Here is a 19,047-nt window from a genome sequence, read left to right as displayed (position 1 = left end):
CGGTGGGACGGCGTAGATTCCTGCCGGGCCTGCGCGGTCTGGCGACCAAGCAGTGGGGCACCTGGGCAGGCCCGACCGGGGTGTTCTCCCCAGTGACCGACGCGATGCGGCGGGCGTGGCCGTTCGAGCGGGCCGTGGCCGAAGGGTTCGAGCGGACCGTCTGGGTCTACAAGAGCGTGGACGCGATCGCCGGCAACCAGTCCCGGCTGGACTTCGTGCTGCGCGACGGCGACGAGGTGATCACCGACCACCCGCTGTGCCTGCTGCTCAACGACGGCAAGGCCAACCCGCTGGAGTCCGGACGGCAGTTCCGCAAGCGGCTGTCGCAGCAGATCCTGCTGTCGCCCGGCGGCGCGTTCGTCGAGGTGACCATGTCCAACGGCGGCACCCCGAAGCGGCTGGACCTGCTGCCGCCCTCGCGGACGCGGCCGGTCCCGGGCCGGGGCGGCGACCTGCTCAGCCACTTCGAGACGATCGCACCCGACGGGCGCAGGCACATGATCGACCCGGAGAAGGTGCGCTGGTTCCGCGACCCCCACCCCTCCGATCCGTTCCGCGGCATCACCCCGCTGGAGGCCGCCGGTCTGTCGGTCGACCTGGACTACCTCAGCCGCCTGTACAACGTGGTGTTCATCCGCAACGACGGCCGCCCCGCGACCTTGATCAGCATCGAGGGGCCCGGCCAGGGGATGTCGCCCGGGGAGGCCCAGCGGGTCGAGTCCCGGTTCGGGCGCGGCCCGATGGAAGCCGGCAAGGCGACGGTGATCAACGGGAAGGTCCGCGTCGACGACCTCGGCGCCCGCCCCAGGGACATGGCCTACGGGGAGACCGCCACCCGCGCCAAGGAGGAGGTGCTGGCCGCGTTCGGCGTCGGCGAGTCCCTGCTCGGCAACGCGGCGCAGCGGACGTTCGACAACAGCGAGCAGGAGTTCTACAACTTCTGGACGATCACGATGCCGCCGCACAACGGCATCGTCACGTCCGGGTTCGACCCCGACAGCGATGAGGGGCTCGTCGGCGAGCTCGACACCTCGAAGGTGGAGGTGCTGCGCCGGGTCGCGGCCGCGCGCCGCGCGGAGGCGCGGGAGGAGGCCGGGGCGGGGCTGATCAGCCTGGACGAGTACCGGACGGTGGCCGAGTACGAGCCGATCGACCTGCCGCACACCCGCGCCCTCTACATCCCCACCGGGAAGACGCCGATCCCGGGCCGGGAGGAGGACGCGGTCGCGCTGGGCCTGGCCACGGACGAGGCGGCGCCGGGCGCACCGGCGAGCGGCCAGGGCGGGTTGCCTCCCGGCCAGACCACCCCCGCCGAAGGCGAAGGGGAGCAGCCTGGCAGGGGGCCGGCTGGGCCTGGGGTGGCGGGGGCGCTCACCCGGCTGCAGAGCCTCCTCGACGCCGACACCGCCGGCACCACCGGAAGTGACCCCGGCGGTGACGCAGGCGGCGGAGGTGGCGAGGCTGGGGTGAAGGCGCTCCCGGCCCGGCTACCCGACCCGGCGGCCGAGGGTGGGCCCGATCCGCGCGACCAGCTCGAGACGAAGCTCGGCGAGGTGCTGGACAAGCTCGCCGACCGGCTGGTGTCGCGCACCGCCGCCCGCGCGGTGGGGCCGAAGGCGCGCAAGGGCACCCGCCACTTCCAGCCCCAGCCCGGCTTCGAGGTGGACACCCGCGTCGGCGACGCCCCGCTGGACGTGTCCCGGATCATCGACCCGGAGCAGTGGGGGCAGGAAGCCGCGCAGGTCGTGGCCCCGCTCATCGAGGAGGGCGCCGCCGCGGCCGCCACCCTCCTGCTCCCCCGCAACCCTTCGGAAGCGGCGGCGGGTGCGGGCGAGGCAGCCGCTGGGGCGGCCGGTTGGGTCGCCGCCGGCGTGCGGGCGGCCGCCGTGGAGATCGGCGAGCAGATCGCGGCCCTGGACGCGGCGGGCGCGGACATGGACGCCATCGTCGGCGCCGTACGTGACGCGCTGCCCGGCCGGAAGGCGTGGGCGCGCAGGGCGGCGCTCGCCGTGGCCACCCACGTGGTGCACGCCGTCGAGGCGGAGGCCGCGGCGCGGGTCGCCGGGCCGTCGGGGCTGGCCATGGCGGAGTGGAAGACCCGGCATGACCCGGCGGCCGGGCGTGCGCACCAGCATGTGGACGGGCAGGTGCAGCCCGCTGGGCGGCTGTTCCAGGTCGGGCAGGCGCGGCTGCGCTGGCCGGGCGACCTGGCGGCGGGCGAGGCGGTGTCCGGGTGCCGGTGCCGGCTGCGGTGGACGGTCGTCCCCGGCGCCGACGCCCCCTCCGGCGCCTCGCCTGCGGCCGGCGGGACGTAAACGGGCGAAACCTGCACCATCCCCTGTCGGCGGCACGAGCTGATGCGTGCCGATGTACCGGGGGAAGCGGGGGCGCAGCGTGACGACCGTCGGGGTGCAGAGCAAGGCGAGGCGGGCGCGGTGGAACGCCGATGACCACCCGAGAGACCGGCAGGGCCGCTGGATCGAGACTGGCGCCCAGGTGCGGGTGTGGGGCGGCGGCCGGGGCAAGGTGCTGCGCAACGTCGGCGGTGGCCGCCTGGAGGTGGAGCTGACCGATGGCCGCCGCCAGCGGGTGCACCGCAACTACCTGACGGTGGAGCAGGGGCCCGGCGGGAAGGCGCCGACCGGCCGGGTGGAGGAGCGGCCGGCGGCGGTGCCGGTGCAGGAGCCGACGGCGGGGGTGCCGGACTTCGAGCCCGGCGCTGATTCGCGTAAGCCGGTCGGTGACGTCGGCGAGGGCGACGCGGTGCTTGTGTACGGCGAGGACGCCGACGGCAACGACGTGGCCCGGGTCGGTGTGGTGCGGTCGATCCAGGCGGTGGAGGGGCGCGGTCACGCGGTCGAGCTGGCGATCGGCGACGGCAGCGAGACGGTGTTCACGGGGGATCTGCAGGCGCGGGTGCGTCAGATCCCGGCCGAGGACCTGGCGGCGCTGGAGGAGGCCATCAGCTCGGGCGACGAGCGTGCCGACGGGATGGCGCGCGAGCTGCTGGCGGCGGTGCGTGACCTGGACGAGCGCGAGGAACGCGGCAGCGACACGCCTGAGGGTGAGCCGCAGGGCGGGCCGGGGGTGGGGTCGCGGGTGCGGCTGGCCAACGGCGCCGAGGGCCGCGTGGCGCGCACCGGTGAGGGCGGCGCGCTGGTGGTGGAGCTGGAGTCCGGCAGCCGCGTCAACGTCAACGCCTCCGCGGTGACCGTCCTCGACACCCCCACCAACGGCGACGGCGACGGCGACGGCGACGGCGACGGCGACGGCGACGGCGGTGGCGGTGGCGGTGGCGGTGGCGGGGAGCTGGGTGGGCGTGAGGCGGCGATCGCCCTGTCGCAGCAGGCCGCCGCCAAGTACCGGCAGGGCGACGTCGACGGGGCGCTCGCCGACCTCGACGAGGCCGCCCGCCTCGACCCGGCCGCCCGGGACTGGGCGAAGATCCGCGAACTGATCCAGGCGGGCCGGGAGCGCCGCGACACCGCCAGCACCAGTAGCGGCCCCTCAGACGTCACCACAGACCCCTCACAGCCCCCCACAGACCCGACAGACCGCGGGGACACGCCGACAGCGGCGGAGGCGGCGGCGGCGCCTGGGGTGGAGCCGGACAAGCCCGCCCTCGACCCCGACAGCAACGGCGGCTACGTCCGCGCCTGGCAGCTCCAGCCCGGCGACACCGTCTTCCCCTCCGGCCGCGACACCACCGCCCCGCCCGAACTCGTCGAGACCATCACCGACCAGCCGGACGGCACCCGCTCCCTCACCCTGCACACCGGCCACACCATGACCGTCGCCCGCAACACCCCGCTCGTGCGCGGCGGCGACCTGATCGCCCGCACCGGCGGCGACGGGCAGCGGTACGGCGTCACCACCCACGCCCAGCTCCTGCGCCCCGGCGACTGGGTCGAATACACCACCTTCGACCGCGAGCAGCTGCTCCAGGCCCGCCAGAGCGGCCGCACCGCCGAAGGCGTGATCGTGCGCGGCCGGGTCGCCGCCAACCCGGGCGGGCAGGCCCGTATCCAGCTCGACCAGGTGCGCGTCCACGACCCGCGCACCGGCGCCATCCTGGGCGCGCTGCCGCTGTTCCACCTCAACCGGCGCGACCGGCCCGTCCGGCTCGACACCCCGCCCGCCGACGAGGCGCCGGCGGCGGGCGCCACCCGGCTGCCCGTCCCCGACGGCGCCACCTGGACCGAGCCCGGCCAGCAGACGGTCGGCGGCACCGTGGCGATCCCGCTGCGCGGCAGCCACCCCGCCCTGGAGGGCGCCGGCCTCGGCCCCACGGATCGGGTGACCGTGCACGGCCGCGTCCGCGACTACGCGCCGGCCGGGCAGGGCTGGGCCGGACACGACCTGCTCCTGGACGACGCCCGCTGGGAGAGCGCCGACGGCCGCTCCGGCGCGCTGCCGGAGGGCTGGCTGCGGCTCTCCCCCGACGCCGGCTTCTACCACGCCCCGGCCGCCCCGGACCCGGCGTGGGACAAGCCGCCCGCCGAGGCGATCGCGGTCGGCGACCACCTGCCCGAGGGCGAGGTGGAGCAGGTGGTGCGCGCCGGCGATCTGGTGTTCTTCACCGTCCGCGACGCCGACGACCGGCGCCGCCTGATCGCCGCGCGGGCAGGCCAGCCCGTCAACCGGGTGAGGGCGGGCGGCGGCCGCGCCCCCGACCCGGTCACGCTCACCACCGTCGCCACCAGCGCGCTGAAGGAAGGCGACCGGGTCCTGCTGCAGGACCCGGGCAGCCCGCACGCCCCGGCGACCGTCACCGGCATCACCGACGACGACACCGGCCGCTGGGTTGGCGTCCGCTACGACGACGGCAGCACCCGCGAACTCGTGGCCAGCGACCGCCGCCAGGTGCAGCGCATCGACGGCCCCGACGCCACCGTGATCGATCCGCCCCGCCGCGACGAGCAGGAGGAGGTGCCCGCCCCGGCGCGGCCTGACCCGCTGCCGAAGGGCACCCCGTCCGCCCGCCCCGTCCTGTACACCTACCAGCGGCAGAACCTGGTCGCGCTCGGCCTGGATGGCAGCGGCGACGAGCTGGTGGCCGACGCCGCCCTCCGGTTGCGCCACCGCATGCCGCTCACCCCCGAGCAGGCGCGTGCCCTGGCCGACGCCGTCCACGCCGCCTCCTCCGGGCAGGGGATCAAACCCGCCCGTGCGCGGGCCCTGGCGCGGGCCGCGCACCGGCTCGCCGCGGCCGCCGCCGAAGCCGAAGGAACGCCCGCCCCCGAACCGCCGCCAGGCCGTGCCGCGCCGCAGCGCACCCGCGCAGTCAACGTGACCCCGGGCGACACGATCGTCCTGCCCGGCACCGGCGGCGCCTCCCCCGCCACGGTGCGGCAGGCGCGGCCGATCATGCGCGGCCGGCTGGTCGAGGTGGAGGTGGAGCACGCCAACGGCAACCGGGAGACGCGGCTGATCACCGGCCGCACCGACGTGTGGCTGCTGCCCGACCTGCCGCCCTCCCGCCCCGCCCCGCCGTCTCGGGTGGATGGGCGTGAGCACATCGCGGTGGAGGACCTGCGGCCCGGCGACCAGATCACCAGCAGCGGCGGGCCGGTCGACGTGCTCGCCGTCGACTACGACTGGCTGATGGAGCGGGCGACCGTCCAGGTGCGCGACGCGAACGGCGACACCCGCGAACTGACGCTGTCCTCCCGCTCGAGCGGCCCGTCGGTGATCCGGCTGCGGCGCGGCCCCGGCTCGCAGGAACAGCCGTGGGACGGGCTGCTGCCCGAAGCCGACCCGGTCGACATCGAGCCGGGGCAGGCCCGGGTCGGCGACATGGTGGCCACCACCACCCTGCGCGGCGACCAGGTCGAGGGCACCGTCGAGTCGGTCCGGCAGATCACCGACGACTCCGGCACGGTGGTGGGGCACGCGCTGATGGTGCGCAGCCTGGACGGCGATGACCACCTCATCACGTCCATGAACTCCGACCCGGTCCCGCTGACGCGGCTGTGGGACTCCGGCACGTCCCACGCCCGCCACATGGCCGAGGCGCGGCGGCGCGAGGAGCGTGACCGTATCGCCCGCGACGTCGCCTCGGTGCTCGGCGACGTGCAGCGCGACGGCTACCGGCAGGCGTCGGTGGCCGCCGGCGAGATCAGCCGCGGCACGCGGCTGGAGGAGGTGATCCGCCGGATCGAGACGGCCGCCCCGGGCGAGCCTGGCTGGGCGGAGCGGCACCGCGCCGGCCACATCGCCAACCTGCTCGGCATCACCGAGGAGCAGGCGCGGCAGAAGGCCGTCGAGCGGCTGCTGCAGGTGTTCGAGACGATCCGGGTGCGGGCCCGCACCCCGCTGATCGAGGCGCTGCGCGACGCCCGCCCGACCGGCCGGCAGACCGAGGCCGGGGCGTGGGCGCGGGTGCTGCACCAGTACCACGACTCCCCGCCCATCGACCCGAACCTGTTCCGGCAGTCGGCCACCACGCTGGCCGAACTGCGCACCCTGCTCGCCGACGGCGACGAGGGCGGCGGCGACGGCCAGGCCGAGGTGCCGGACGCGCAGCCGGGCGACGACATCGCCGCCCGCGTCGACGCCTACCGGCAGGCGCTCGGCGGCGGCGAAGCGTTCGGCAAGGCCCGCCGCCGCACCACGGTGTTCGCGCCGACGACGTTCGACGACCTGGAGGCGGGCCGGGTCCCCGCCACCGAGACGGTCGACATCCTGGTGCGTGACGAGGCCGCCGACGGCGGGCCCGGCCACACCGCGCTGGCCCACCTGGCGCTCCTGCGCGCCGCCGGCCGCGAGCTCGACGTCCACTTCCAGGCGGGCCGCTCCCGCATCGTGAGCCGCCTGGACGAGGAGGAGGCGGCTCTGTCGCGCGAGCAGGACGGCATGCTGCAGCAGAAGATCGACCAGGAGCGGGCGTATGAGGACGAGATGAGGAAGGAGATGCGCCGGCTCGCGCGCGAGCACGGCTTCACCTCCCCCACCGCGATGCGGCGCGACCTGACCGCGGCGCGGCGCAGCGGCGACCTCGACGAGCAGGGGCGCATCGCGCGGCTGCTGCGCCAGATCGAGGCCGAGGCCGCGACGAACGCGCGGGCGAAGGTGCCGACGCCGTCCAGCTTCCTGAAGCGGCGCAACGAGATCGGCCTCCGGCTGCGCGCGCTGCGCCTGGAAAGGGCGCAGGCCGACCGGGACGCGGCGATGGAGCTGCTGGCCCGGGTGCGGCCCGGCGGGCTCGGCGGCGTGCAGATCCAGTGGAAGAACGACCGAGGCCAGGTCGCGCCGGAGAGCGACGAGATGGTGAAGTCGCTGCGGTTCGCCGAGAACGCCTACCCGCGCGAGTGGCTGGAGGCGTTCCGCGAGCAGGGCGGGCGGCGCGGCTGGACCATCCGGCAGGTGCAGCGCGGGTACTTCAGCTACGAGGACCGGGAGGTCGCGCTGTCACGCAAGCAGGAGACCACCCGCGACGGCGGCCGGTACGGGGCGGTGGCCGTGCACGAGATGGGACACGGCATGGAACGCAGCGTTCCCGGCGTGCTGGACGCGCAGTGGGCTCTGCTGTGGTCACGCACTTCCACCGGGGAGGTCGGTTCCCGCACCCGCGAGCAGCTCGCCCAGATCTACACCGGCACCCGCGAGTACGGGTGGCGCGACCAGTTCCCGTCGCACTACACCGGCAAGGACTACGGGAGCCAGCCGCATTACGAGGTGTTCACCACCGCCGTGGAGTCGCTGATGGGCGGGTCGAACTATCTGGATGATGACCTGCGGCACTGGCTGCTCGGCGTCCTGGCTGTGCTGTAGCAGGGGCTCGGAACTGCTGGCGGGGCCGGTACGTTCACCTCGTGAGGAGGCGTACCGGCCCCCGGGCCTCGACCCCGCACCACATCTGACCAAGGAAGGGGAAACCCATGTTCGAGGTGTCCGGCTACATCGGCGAGGTCGCCTACCAGCTCGTCCACGACACGCAGGCGCCCCGCCCGATCGCGGGCAGCCCGCGCGTGCTCGCGCTGCTGGAGATGAACGCCGGCGAGGAACTGTCGGCCACGCCCACCGGCCCGACCCTGCCGCTGGACGTCGGCGACGGCGCGTCGGTGCTGTGCGCCCTGTACGCGCTCACCAACGTCACCAGCGTGTCCGGGGACGTGCCGGACCTGTTCGGGCCGCAGCGGTCCGACGTCGTCTACTAGCCGCCCCGGCGGCCGCGCGGACGGCCGGGACGTTAGCGGCTGATCCCGCCATCATGCACCGCGTGAACAAGCAGGTGGCATGGTGGCGGCTCTCGCTCGTCGCCGGGATTCTTCTCGGCCTGCTCGGCGCAGCGGCGATCTGGCATGTGGCCGGCGCCGACGACGCTGGGCCCGGCGTTGCGCCGGCACCGTCAGACGGTCCCCTGCTGGCCGCTTCTACCTGGGGGAACCCATGACGCTGTACGCCGCCAACGGCACCCAACTGACCAAGACCACCGCCGCCGCCAAGGTGGACGACGTCCCGGTCACCGACCCGATCGTCGAGGTCACCGAAGACCTGATCGAAGGCTTCCGGCCGGAGGGCACCACCTTCCCTCCGCAGGCGCGCCGGCTGTGGAAGACCGCCGGGACGCTGATCCGCCAGTCGGAGCTGGACGCGATGTTCCCCGCCGGGGAGATCACCAGCGTCAGCCCGGCGACCGGCCCGGCCGCCGGCGGCACGGCGATCACGATCAAGGGCCGTAACTTCACCCCGACCGCGTCGGCGTCGGCGGTGACGGTGGGCGGCGCGAACGCCACCGACATCGTCGTGGTCGACGAGCAGACGATCACGTGCAAGACGCCGGCGGGCACCGCCGGTGCGCAGGACGTGGTGGTGACGACCGACGCGGGCGCGGTGACGAAGGTGGACGTCTTCACCTACACCGCCTGACCAGCGCACCCCGGCAGGGGGAGGGCGGGGGCAGCCTCGACGGGGCCGAAGAGGCTCCCCCCGCCCTCCCCCTTCGCTATGCCCCGGAGGGACGTAAGCGGATCGTCCTGGCATCCTCCCCCGCGACTGGATACAGGGGGGCTCGCTGTGACCGAGACGCAGGTGGAACCGGCCGCGCTGGAATACAAGGCGGCGACAAGCAGCGCGATCATGACCGGGGACGAAGGGCTCGTCGAGGCGCTCGTCTCGATCACCGGCGTCCCGGACTCCGTCGGGGACGTCATCGTGCCGGGCGCGTATCGGCGGACGCTGGCCACCCGCCGGCCGAAGGGCATCTTCAGCCACAAGACGGACGTGTGGGTCGCCCGTACGGAGGCGATCGAGGAGCTGATGCCCGGCGACCCGCGCCTGCCGCAGGTGACGAAGGACGGGCGGCCGTGGCCGCGCGAGGCGGGCGCGCTGTGGGTGCGGTGCCGGTTCAACCTGGCCACCCCGCACGGCCTGGCCGCCTACGAGGACGTGAAGTTCTTCTCCGCAAGCGGGGAGTGCGAGTGGTCGATCGGCTACACGATCCCCAAGGGCGGGGCGAAGAAGAAGGGCGGGCTGCGGCACATCCACGACCTGGACCTGTGGGAATACTCGCAGGTGCTGTTCGGTGCGGCGCCGCTGTCGACGACGCTGTCGGTGAAGGCCGCCACCCCCGGCGAGCCCGGCGAGTCTGAAGATCCCGACGCTGATCCTGGGAAGAATCCGCAGGTAGACGGGCCGCCCGAGGTGGAGGCGAAGGCCTCTCCCACCGCCGGGGAAGCGGGCGTGGGCGAGGAGTGGGCCGACCTCGACGACGGCGGGGCGGAGCTGGGGCAGGCGCTGGGCACGATGATCGCCCTGATGATCCCGCCCGCCATCGCCCAGCAGCTCGCCGTCGACGGCGGTCTGCCGCCCGAGGAGCTGCACATCACGCTCGCCTACCTCGGCAAGGGCGTCGACGAGGCGACCCTGGACGCGGCCCGCACCGCCGTGGCGGCGGTGGCCGCGAGCGGTGTCCCGCTGCGCGGCACGCTAGGCGGGCTGGGCGCCTTCCCCGCAGGCGAGGACGGCACCCCGGTGTTCGTGCCGGTGGACGTGCCGGGCCTGGAGGTGCTGCGGCAGCGGCTGGTCGACGCGCTCACCGCCGCGGGCGTCTTCTACGCCGCCGACCACGGCTACACACCGCACGTCACCCTCCGGTACGCGGCGGAGGGTGACGCGCTGCCGGAGCCGGTCGCGCCGGTGCCGGTGGAGTTCGGCGAGGTGGTCGTGGCGGTCGATGACGAGGTGGTGGGCGCGTTCCCGCTCGGCGCCGTCGACATCACCGAACCCGACGAACCCGACGACGAGGAGGAGGGGGACGACGTGGACGTGGAGGAGACGAAGACCGGGGAAAAGGCGCTGCCCGTGGACGAGCTCCACGCCGGCCAGGCGGACAACCCCGACGCCGGCAACGACGGCGCCGCCGAGGACGAGGACGGGGACGGCGAACTGCTCGAGGAGGAGGCCGACGACGCGGGCGAGGACGAGCAGTCCCCGCCGAGCCTGGACGAAGGCGGGACCCTGCCGCCCGGCACGACCGTCGTGCGCAACGACGGCGACGCCGAGCCAGTGACCGCCATACCGGCGCCCGGGGAGCCCGACCCCGACCCCAAGCCGGAGACCGAACCCGAGCCGGAGCCGGAGGCCGAGGAGAAGACCGGCCTGGACGAGGTCCTGCTGGAGACGAAGGCCGGACGCGTCCTGTCGGACGCCAACGCCAAGCGGCTGCGCACCGCCTACGAGACCATCGGCGAAGTCCTCACCGCCGCCGGCTACCTCAGCGACAAGCCTGTCGAGCAGGTCAACGACGACGAGCAGGTTCCTCCCCCGCCGTCGATCATGCCCGACAGCACCGCACCCTCGGCGATGCCCAACGACCTCAAGGAACAGCCCGCCGCTCCGGAGATGGAGATGACCGTGATCAGCGCGGAGGAGCTCAAGGCGGGCCTTGACCTCCTGGCCGACGCCGCAGGTCTGCGGTGAAGCTGCTGAAGCGGCTGCGCGAGCGCGGCCGCGAGAACCGCGCCCTGCGCCGCCAGGCGGCCGACGCCAAGCGGGAAGCTCGGGAGGAGAGCGAGCACGCCCGCGAACTGCGCGAGGAGGTCGAGCGGCTGCGCGACGTGGGCACCCGGATGGCCAACCGGCTCCGGGCGCTCGACGCCGACCGGCTCGCCGCGGAGAACGCCGACCTGCGCGCCGAGCTGGCCAGCCTGCGCGCCCAGTCCGCCAATCAGGTGCCGCGCGAGACCTACCTGCGGGAGAAGGAGACCAACGCCCGGCTCTCAGAGCGCCTTGTGGCGCTTGAGGCCGGGCGGGTCACTATGTAGGCGGCAGCGTCCCGATTAGGGGACGCTGGCCGTCTGCCGGAAGCTGCCGAGGAGCGCGAGGACAGTCAGACTCAGCCCCGTCATGGCAACGAAGGTGCCGCCGGTCCAGGCGCACACGGTCAAGGGTCCACCCTCGAGAAAGTAGGCGCAGATACCTGCCCCCAGGGCACAGATGACGCCGAACTCCAGAGCTACGACCGCCCAAAGGACACGAACGGTTGATGCGGTTGGCACACGAACCTCCTGGTCATGTACCCAGGGGCTCTGCGGCGGGGTCCCGATAGGAGTGTGCACACAGAGGCTCCCCGGGAACGCGAACGTTTCCGTGGTCTGTGTGCGCGATTCACCCCTTACGCGCCCCCACAGTGTGAGGACAGGTGGGTCCCGCGGCTCAGGGCCTCACATCAAGCCCTGACTCGGCTGACGCTCAGGGGCGTCGTGGGTTGGGTGGCGCCTACCGGGTTAGCTGACGGATTCGGGCCTGGAAGTCGCCCTACACGCACGTACAAGTGCGGACAGAATATCGCGAGCCAGGCCCGGAGTGCGGGCGAAGTGCGAACCTCAGCGCATCACCGCTTGACGCCGATCTCGTCCAGCGCGACGAGCACCGGCCGCAGCCCCTTCCCGCCGGAGCGGGCAGGTAGCGGCCACTCGTACCGGCCGCCGTCCGGTGACACGTACACCAGGCTGCCACCGCGTGAGAACGCGTCGAACGTCACCACGTAGTTCCGGGCCTTGCCGGCCGGGATGTCCTGGATGGTCGGCTGGCTCACCCGGCCGATCCACGGCGGGTCCTCCCCGTTGGTGGCGTCGACCTGCTCGCCGTCGTGCTCGCCGTCGCCCTCCCAGTAGAAGCCGTGCCGGGAGGCGGGCGGCGGGACGTGGTCGGCGCCGGTGGTGGTGGCGACCCTGACTGAGATCGCGGCGAACACGCCGTTCTGCGGCATCCCGTACGCCTGGTCGCCCTTGTGGTAGTAGACGCCGAGCGGGGTGATCTGTAGCGGCTGGCCCTGCTCCCCCGTGCCGGTGGCGCTCTTGCCCCACTCCAGCACCGTCGGCGGCTTCTGTGCGGTGGAGTCCGCGGCCGGCTGGGATTCGGCCGTGGGTCCTTCCTGGCCCGGCCCTGTACCGGAACAACCGGTGACGATCACCGCAGTGAGTATCAGTCCAAGCGCACGGCGAGCAGCCACCAAACCTCCAGGTTGCGGATCGTTCCAGGCCCCCCGACCAGGCGAATGATCACCTTAACCGTGCTGCTGGGACGTTAGCGAGGAAATCGCCTAACTTGCCCCACTGATCACGGGGCGTCCCGGTGCTGACCGGGCGAGCGGATCACATCCGAATCGCAGGTCAGCACAGGGGGACGACAGCCATGTCTGTCAAGGAATCCGCGCGCGTGCGCGAGCTCAAGACCGCTCTGAAGGAAGCCGCCGACGAGGTCACCCGTATCTCCGGCACCTTCAAGGAGGAGGACGGCAAGTTCGTCATCTCCACCGAGCAGCGGGACGCCTACCTCGGCAAGATCGCCGAGGCCAACGAGATCAAGGAACTCCTGAACGCCGAGGAGTCGATGGCGGGCATCCAGGCATACCTGGACGCACCGTCCGGCGTTCCGGTCGCCGGCCAGCTCGCGGCCGCGCAGGGCCGCCCCGAGGCGAAGTCGCTGGCTCAGGTGCTCTTCGAGTCCGACATGTACAAGAAGATCGCCGACGGCGGCTTCCAGGAGCCGCGCGGCAGCCTGACGATCGAGCAGGGCCTGTACGCGTTCGAGTCCATGGGCACCAAGGACATCTTCACGATGTCCGGCGGTACGCACACCACGCCCGCGTTCGGGCACGGCCAGGACGTCGGCATCACCGAGCGGATGCGGCGCCCCAACCGGGTGCGTGACCTGTTCCCCGCGGAAGCCACCACCGCGAACATCTTGCACGGGATCAGGCAGACCGGGTTCGTCAACAACGCCCGGCCGGTGCCCGAGCGGGTGGCCGCTGACGGTGTGTCGCCGGCGACCGGCGGGCCGACCGACATCTTCGGCCGCGCGCCCCGCTCCTCGCTGACCTTCAAGCCGTACGTGGCGCCGCTCGCCACGATCTCCCACCTCGAGTACGTCCACAACCAGACCCTGGCGGACGAGTCCCGGCTGAGGGGCATCATCGACCGGGACATGATCGACGGTGTCAAGCTCGCCGAGGACTACCAGATCCTGTTCGGCAACGGGCAGGGCTCGAACCTGACCGGCATCACCCAGACCGAGGGCATCCAGCTGTACGCCGGCGTGTCCGGGGAGAAGCCGACCAAGCAGCTCCGCCGCGCCATGACCCTGTCGATCCTGGCGTACTTCGACCCGAACGGCATCGTTCTCCACCCGAACGACTTCGAGGAGATCGAGCTGGAGGAGGACGGCAACGGCGCCTACCGGGTCGCCGTCTCCGTCGCGATCGGCGCCGAAAAGCGGGTGTGGAGGCTGAACGTCATCGACACCCCGGCCATGGTCGAGGGCCGGTTCCTGCTCGGCTCCTACGGCCTCGGGGCGAAGTTGTACGACCGCCAGTCGGTGTCCGTCCAGGTGTCGACCGAGAACGCGCACAACTTCGAAGAGGACGTCTGCACCATCAAGGCGTCCGAGCGGGTCGGCCTCGCCGTCGACCGGCCGGAGTCGTTCGTGTACGGCGAATTCGCCGCGTGAACAGCGTGACGGGCGGGACGGCCCAGGCCGCCCCGCCCCCCGGCGTGTTCCGGCTCCACGTCACCCGCGTGCACCGCGCCGGCGTCACCGGGACGCTGGACTACGGGTTCGGGCTGCACGCCACCACCACGCTCAAACTCGCAGCCCCCGACCGGCGGGGCATCGCCGCCGTGCGGGAGTGGGCGCGCGAGCGCGGCGACGTCGTCCACGTCCAGCTCACGCCCGGCCCCTGGCCCGGCAACCAGCCGCACGGGACGCTCGTTGACGTCGTCGAGCCGTCCTACGCCTACCCGGCCGACGGGCTGGTGGTGGTCGACGGGGACTCGCTGAACGCGCGCCTGACGCTCGGCTACGGGCTGGAGCTGGAGGCGAAGCTGCGCCTGGCGGGGGTGAACACGCCCGAGCTGAAGACGGCCGAGGGCGTGGACGCCGCCGGATGGGTACGCGACTGGGTGGCCGTCCGCCGTGGCGGGCTGGTGGTGCGCACCGTCAAGGACCGGCGGGAGAAGTACGGCAGGCTGCTGGCCAGCGTCGAGGACGCCGCCGGCATATCCCTGAACGAGCAGCTCGTTGCGGCCGGGATCGCTGTCCCCTACGACGGCGGGCGCCGCGAGACGTAAAGCGCGGGAACCGTCAGGATGCGCGCCGTGACGACGAACTCCATGCGCATGCGCGCGCACGCCGCGACGATCGACATCATCGACTCCCGCACTCCCCCGGCCGAACGGCGGGAGGGCGGCCAGACCGTGGTCATCCCGAACGAGATCTACGTCGACGGCGTCCCCCTGTACGTCCCACGCGACTCCAAGATCAGCATGGACATCGACGGGCACGGCAACTCGCCCGTCGAGGTGACGATGACGTTCTTCGCCCGCCGGGTCCGCGTCGGGTTCGCCGACGAGCTGGACGGTCCGGCCGCCGCCCTGCCCTCGCCGGTCATCGTGCCCGTCACCATTCCCGTCGACGGGGTAGAGGCGGCGGCCGCGCATCCCGAGCCCGAGCAGGGGACGCCGCTGAACGAACTCGGCCTGCCCACGGAACGCGCGTCCTGGAAGGTCACCGAGGGAGACTGGGTACGGCTGGGCGTCGACATCGCCGGCGACGAGCTCATCGTCGCGCGGGCGGTCGGCGACCTGCTGACCATCGAGACCGCCACCACGGTGCTGGACGGATCGAACCCGGTGTTCCTGGGTGAGCGGGTGCTGGGCGAGATTCGCCGCGCGGAGGCGCTGCGGGCCCGGCTACGGCAGATCACCCCGGTCAGGGTGAAGATCTCCCCGCACGGCATGGGGTGGGCGGTGATCGCCTTCCTGAACCGGTCACGTGCGGACGGGGAGCACAGCGCCGAGATCGTGCCGGTGTCCGGCAACCGGCCGGCCGCTGACGCCCCGGAGGGGGCGAGCCTGCGTCCGGCGCGGCAGCGGGACGAGATGTGGCTCACGGGCCGCGCCCTGCTCGCCCCCGACGGCGGTGAGAGTCTGGTGCGGCTGCGGGTGGACAACGTGACCAAGGCCCAACTGTCGGCGCCGCGGATCACCACCCGCGCTGACGGGCTCACGCACGTGGAAACCGCCACGGAGCTGCGGGCCCGCTCGGCGGGCTGGATCGCCAAGGCCGAGGCGCTGCTGCGCGCCGTGTACGAGCCTCCGGTCGCCGCCGAACCGGCCACACCCCGGCCCGACACCGCCGAAGCGGCCCCGGCCACCAGCTCGTAAGACGTTAACGTGATCGTTCGTCATACTCCGCGCCGTGTTGGATACCCTCCCTGCTGACCTGGCCAGCGCCTACACCGGCGGCCGGTCCATCCGCGACCTGGCGGCCGCGCACGGCTGCTCCCAGAAGACCGTCTTCGACATGCTGGTCGAGGCCGGCGTGGTGCGGCGGCCGGACGCCGGACGGTCACAGCCGCTGCCCGAGGACAAGCGGCAGCAGCTCGTGGCCGCCTACCGGGCGGGCGTGGCGATCGCGGAGATCGTCGCCCAGTTCGGGGTGTCCGACGTGACCGCGCGCCGGATCGCCGCCGATGCCGGGCTGCCGCGCCGCCGCCCGGCATCGCGGCGCCGGCTGAACTACCGGCGGATCCGGTCGATGGCCGCCCGCGGGAAGTCGCCGGCGGCGATCGCCGCGGCGGTCGGGTCGAGCCCGGCCTACATCCGTGCGCTGCTGAACGGCCGGACCGCCACGGCGCACCGCTCCCCTGCCGGTGACCATCGGCGGGTGCGGTCGGGGCCGGAGCCGATGCGGCTGGACCTGGAGGCGATGGCGGCCCGGTACGCGGCGGGGGCGCCGGTGCGGGTGGTGGCCCGGGAGGCGGGCTGCTCGGTGGCGCTGCTGTATCGCAGGTTCCGGCGGGCGGGGGTGCCGCTGCGCGGCCGGGTACAGCCGCAGCCTGAGGCGGCCGCTCGGATCGTCGACGCCTACGCGGGCGGCTGGTCGATGCTGGACATCTGCGCCACCTGGGGGGTCACGAAGTCGACCGTGGCCCGGCTGGTGGAGGAGGCCGGGGTGGGCAGGCGGCCGTCCGGGAAGCCGCGCCAGGCGGACTGGGAGGCGATCGTCCGGCTGATCGGCGAGGGGAACACGGCGCGCGAGACAGCTCAGGAGGTGGGCTGCTCCCCGCGTCAGGTGGCCCGGGTGCTCGGCAAGCACGGCTATGAGTGGAACGGCCGCGCCTGGGTCGCGCCCGCCACCCCGGAGGGCGGCGGGCCCCACTGATGGCCCGGGTCAGCCGGACACCAGGTCCTCGAGGAGGAACAGCGACATCTGCTGCACTTCGAGCCCGATCTCGACGTGCAGGATGTCGCCGTCCTTCTCCCGGACCGCCGCGATCCACTGTTCGAGCTGCCGTTTCGTCATGATCAGCGCCGTGTGCAGGCCGACACCGTGGTTGGCGCCCTTGCAGATGCAGTCACACTCGGTGTCGTTGGCGGCGAGGTAGCAGCGGGCGTCGCAGCGTAGGACACGGCCGCCGGGCAGGCTGAGCGCCAGGAGAGTTGCCACCTACGCCTCCTCAAGATCGAATAACGGGAGGATGCCGGCCGCTGCCAGCGCGGCCCGCCGGGTGCGGGCGCGGGTCTGGGCGTGGTGGTCCTTGTCGTAGTGCAGGTGGCAGCCGGGGCACATGGCCCGGAGGTTGTCAGGCGCGCAGTCCTCGGGCTGGTGGTTGAGGTGCGCGGTGGTGAGCACGACGGGATAGCCGGAGTCGTAGGCGGGCTCGCCGTGCACGTTCGGGCAGCGTCCCTCATGGGTGCCGCGCCCGCACTCCCCGGTGCAGGCGCACCGCCACCCGGCCTCCTCCTTCACCGCGCGGGCGATCTCGGGCCAGTCGGCCGGGTAGCGGTCCTTATTCTCAGGCCGGATCGGCACGGCCCGCCCTCTCGTCCTCGTCGATCAGCGGCGCCAGCTCGCCGCCGGCGGCGATCATCCGGTCGCGGCGCTTCCTCCACGCGGCGGTGACGAGGGCGGGGTCCCAGCCGCTGATCCGGACCTGCCACGGGCCCGGGTGGAAGGGCGGCCACCACTCGATGTGGAGGGCGTCCGCGCGGCCGTCGTAGTCGCGCATCTCGCTGTGGCCGTCCATGTCGAGCGGGTTGATCCAGTCGAACTCGTGGTCGGCGGCGGCCGGGTCGTTGATGTTCCAGAGGGCGCGGATCCACGTGCGGGTCTCGACCGGGCCGGGCTGGACCGTCCACTCCTCCACGTCCTCGCCGCATTCGTACGCCTCGGCGTCCTTCCGGTGGGCGAACACCTTGCGCACCCACCGGGCGTCGTAGTCGCCGCCGATGGCCAGGAACACCGTCTGCGGCGTGCTGGGCGCTGCTGTCGCCCCGTACTGGAGCTTCAGGCCGGGCACGGGCACCGGCGGCGGGAGCGGCAGTGTCCGGCCCTGAAGGTACTGCTCGTGCATGCGGCGGATCACCTCTTCGCCCACCGGTTTCGGGCGCGCGGCGTCCTGCCTGATGCACACCTCGAGCGGAATGACGGTGAGGTCCTGGACGTGGACGACAGAGCCCGCCTCGGTGGCGAGCTGGGCGAGGTGGTCGGCGACGCTCTGCGGCAGGTTGGTGTCGTCGCACACGACGTCGATCCCGGCCCGGAGCAGGCTGGTGATGGCGGTGTCCCGGATCGCGTCGATCTGCCGCTCGGTGGAGTCGTCGAGGTAGACGCTGGCGTGGGCCATGGCGCGCAGGTCGTCCTTGTTGACCCGGGCGCGGCTGGCCGGGTCATCAGCCACCCAGGTCCGGGCGAAGGTGGTCTTGCCGGAGCCGGGCAGGCCGCGGGTGAACAGGAGGGTCGTCACGAGGCGGGGTCCTTTCTGGGGGTGTAGCCGGGGATGCCGGCGAGCAGGTCGGGCAGGGTGTCGTGGGTGGCCAGCACGGTGCGGGCCTTCGACCCCTCGCTGGGGCCGACCACGCCGAGTTGTTCGAGCAGGTCCATGAGCCGTCCGGCCTTGGCGAAGCCGATGCGGAGCTTGCGCTGCAGCATCGACGTGGAGCCGAACCGGGTGGTGACGATCAGGTCGGCGGCCTGGACGAGGAGGTCGGCGTCGTCGCCGATCTCGTCGGCGATGGTGGGGGCGGGCGCGGCGGGGGCGGTGAGCTCGGGCAGGACGGGCGGGCTGCCCTGCGCCTTCCAGTGCGTGACGACGTCGGCGATCTCCTTCTCCGACACGAACGCGTTCTGGAGGCGGATCGCTGTGGTGGCGCCCATCGGCAGGAACAGGGCGTCGCCCTGGCCGACGAGCTTGTCGGCGCCGGGCTGGTCGAGGATGACGCGGGAGTCGGTCACGGAGGAGACGGCGAACGCGAGCCGGGACGGCACGTTGGCCTTGATGAGGCCGGTGACCACGTCCACGCTGGGGCGCTGGGTGGCGATGACCAGGTGGATGCCGGCGGCGCGGGCGAGCTGGGTGATGCGCACGATGGAGTCTTCGACGTCGCGGGGGGCGACCATCATGAGGTCGGCCAGCTCGTCGACGATGACGAGCAGGTATGGGTAGGGCTGGTAGACGCGCTCGCTGCCGGGCGGCGGCTGCAGCTTGCCGGCCCGCACGGCCTCGTTGAACTCGTTGACGTGCCGGAACCCGCTGGCGGC

At 73.2% G+C, this 19,047-nt stretch carries 16 protein-coding genes; 11 read left to right on the top strand and 5 right to left on the bottom strand.

Annotated features, from left to right (window positions below; all coding sequences use genetic code 11):
• Positions 1-2 precede the first annotated feature (2 nt).
• From ACWDXC_RS43440 to ACWDXC_RS43410, 7 genes are all read left to right on the top strand, one after another.
• Positions 3-2,315 (top strand): phage portal protein, encoded by a 2,313-nt coding sequence (locus tag ACWDXC_RS43440; RefSeq protein WP_449992707.1) that lies wholly within the window; start codon positions 3-5, stop codon positions 2,313-2,315.
• A gap of 79 nt (positions 2,316-2,394) precedes the next feature.
• Positions 2,395-7,773, top strand: coding sequence for a hypothetical protein (locus ACWDXC_RS43435; protein ID WP_449992705.1), 5,379 nt, complete (start codon positions 2,395-2,397; stop codon positions 7,771-7,773).
• Between the two features lie 107 nt (positions 7,774-7,880).
• Positions 7,881-8,159: a hypothetical protein gene (locus ACWDXC_RS43430; protein ID WP_449992703.1), complete on the top strand. Its 279-nt coding sequence runs from the start codon at positions 7,881-7,883 to the stop codon at positions 8,157-8,159.
• Between the two features lie 62 nt (positions 8,160-8,221).
• Complete coding sequence (locus ACWDXC_RS43425; protein ID WP_449992700.1) at positions 8,222-8,395, top strand: hypothetical protein; 174 nt, start codon at positions 8,222-8,224, stop codon at positions 8,393-8,395.
• Positions 8,392-8,871, top strand: a complete 480-nt coding sequence (locus ACWDXC_RS43420) for an IPT/TIG domain-containing protein (protein ID WP_449992697.1) — start codon at positions 8,392-8,394, stop codon at positions 8,869-8,871. Before ACWDXC_RS43425 ends, ACWDXC_RS43420 begins: the two co-directional genes overlap by 4 nt.
• Positions 8,872-9,018: 147 nt before the next feature.
• Entirely contained in the window at positions 9,019-10,923 is a 1,905-nt protein-coding gene (locus ACWDXC_RS43415) for a 2'-5' RNA ligase family protein (RefSeq protein ID WP_449992695.1), read from the top strand.
• On the top strand, positions 10,920-11,267 hold the full coding sequence (locus tag ACWDXC_RS43410) for a hypothetical protein (RefSeq protein WP_449992692.1): 348 nt from the start codon (positions 10,920-10,922) through the stop codon (positions 11,265-11,267). Before ACWDXC_RS43415 ends, ACWDXC_RS43410 begins: the two co-directional genes overlap by 4 nt.
• Before the next feature lie 569 nt (positions 11,268-11,836).
• Here ACWDXC_RS43410 and ACWDXC_RS43405 read toward each other — a convergent pair.
• Positions 11,837-12,418 (bottom strand): hypothetical protein, encoded by a 582-nt coding sequence (locus ACWDXC_RS43405; RefSeq protein ID WP_449992689.1) that lies wholly within the window; start codon positions 12,416-12,418, stop codon positions 11,837-11,839.
• A gap of 221 nt (positions 12,419-12,639) precedes the next feature.
• On the opposite strand from ACWDXC_RS43405, the gene ACWDXC_RS43400 reads away from it, so the two are divergent.
• The 4 genes from ACWDXC_RS43400 to ACWDXC_RS43385 are packed head-to-tail and all read left to right on the top strand — an operon-like array spanning position 12,640 to position 16,668.
• The gene (locus ACWDXC_RS43400) at positions 12,640-13,953 is read left to right on the top strand and encodes a phage major capsid protein (protein WP_449992687.1); all 1,314 of its coding nucleotides are present in this window, start codon (positions 12,640-12,642) and stop codon (positions 13,951-13,953) included.
• Entirely contained in the window at positions 13,950-14,573 is a 624-nt protein-coding gene (locus ACWDXC_RS43395) for a thermonuclease family protein (RefSeq protein WP_449992685.1), read from the top strand. The genes ACWDXC_RS43400 and ACWDXC_RS43395 overlap by 4 nt, the downstream gene beginning before the upstream one ends.
• Positions 14,574-14,600: 27 nt before the next feature.
• Entirely contained in the window at positions 14,601-15,668 is a 1,068-nt protein-coding gene (locus tag ACWDXC_RS43390; RefSeq protein ID WP_449992682.1) for a hypothetical protein, read from the top strand.
• A gap of 34 nt (positions 15,669-15,702) precedes the next feature.
• On the top strand, positions 15,703-16,668 hold the full coding sequence (locus ACWDXC_RS43385; RefSeq protein ID WP_449992679.1) for a helix-turn-helix domain-containing protein: 966 nt from the start codon (positions 15,703-15,705) through the stop codon (positions 16,666-16,668).
• A gap of 9 nt (positions 16,669-16,677) precedes the next feature.
• Here the strand turns inward: ACWDXC_RS43385 and ACWDXC_RS43380 are convergent, their stop codons facing one another.
• The 4 genes from ACWDXC_RS43380 to ACWDXC_RS43365 all read right to left on the bottom strand — a co-directional run.
• On the bottom strand, positions 16,678-16,953 hold the full coding sequence (locus ACWDXC_RS43380) for a hypothetical protein (protein WP_449992676.1): 276 nt from the start codon (positions 16,951-16,953) through the stop codon (positions 16,678-16,680).
• On the bottom strand, positions 16,954-17,319 hold the full coding sequence (locus ACWDXC_RS43375; protein WP_449992674.1) for a hypothetical protein: 366 nt from the start codon (positions 17,317-17,319) through the stop codon (positions 16,954-16,956).
• Positions 17,303-18,253: an AAA family ATPase gene (locus ACWDXC_RS43370; protein WP_449992672.1), complete on the bottom strand. Its 951-nt coding sequence runs from the start codon at positions 18,251-18,253 to the stop codon at positions 17,303-17,305. Before ACWDXC_RS43370 ends, ACWDXC_RS43375 begins: the two co-directional genes overlap by 17 nt.
• The coding region (locus ACWDXC_RS43365; RefSeq protein ID WP_449992671.1) for a DNA translocase FtsK at positions 18,250-19,047 on the bottom strand (798 nt) is incomplete at its 5' end. The genes ACWDXC_RS43365 and ACWDXC_RS43370, both read right to left, overlap by 4 nt.

This window comes from Nonomuraea sp. NPDC003214 (assembly GCF_053590035.1).
The sequence above is the reverse complement of the archived record's forward strand: the minus strand, read 5'-3'. Positions and strand labels throughout refer to the sequence as shown.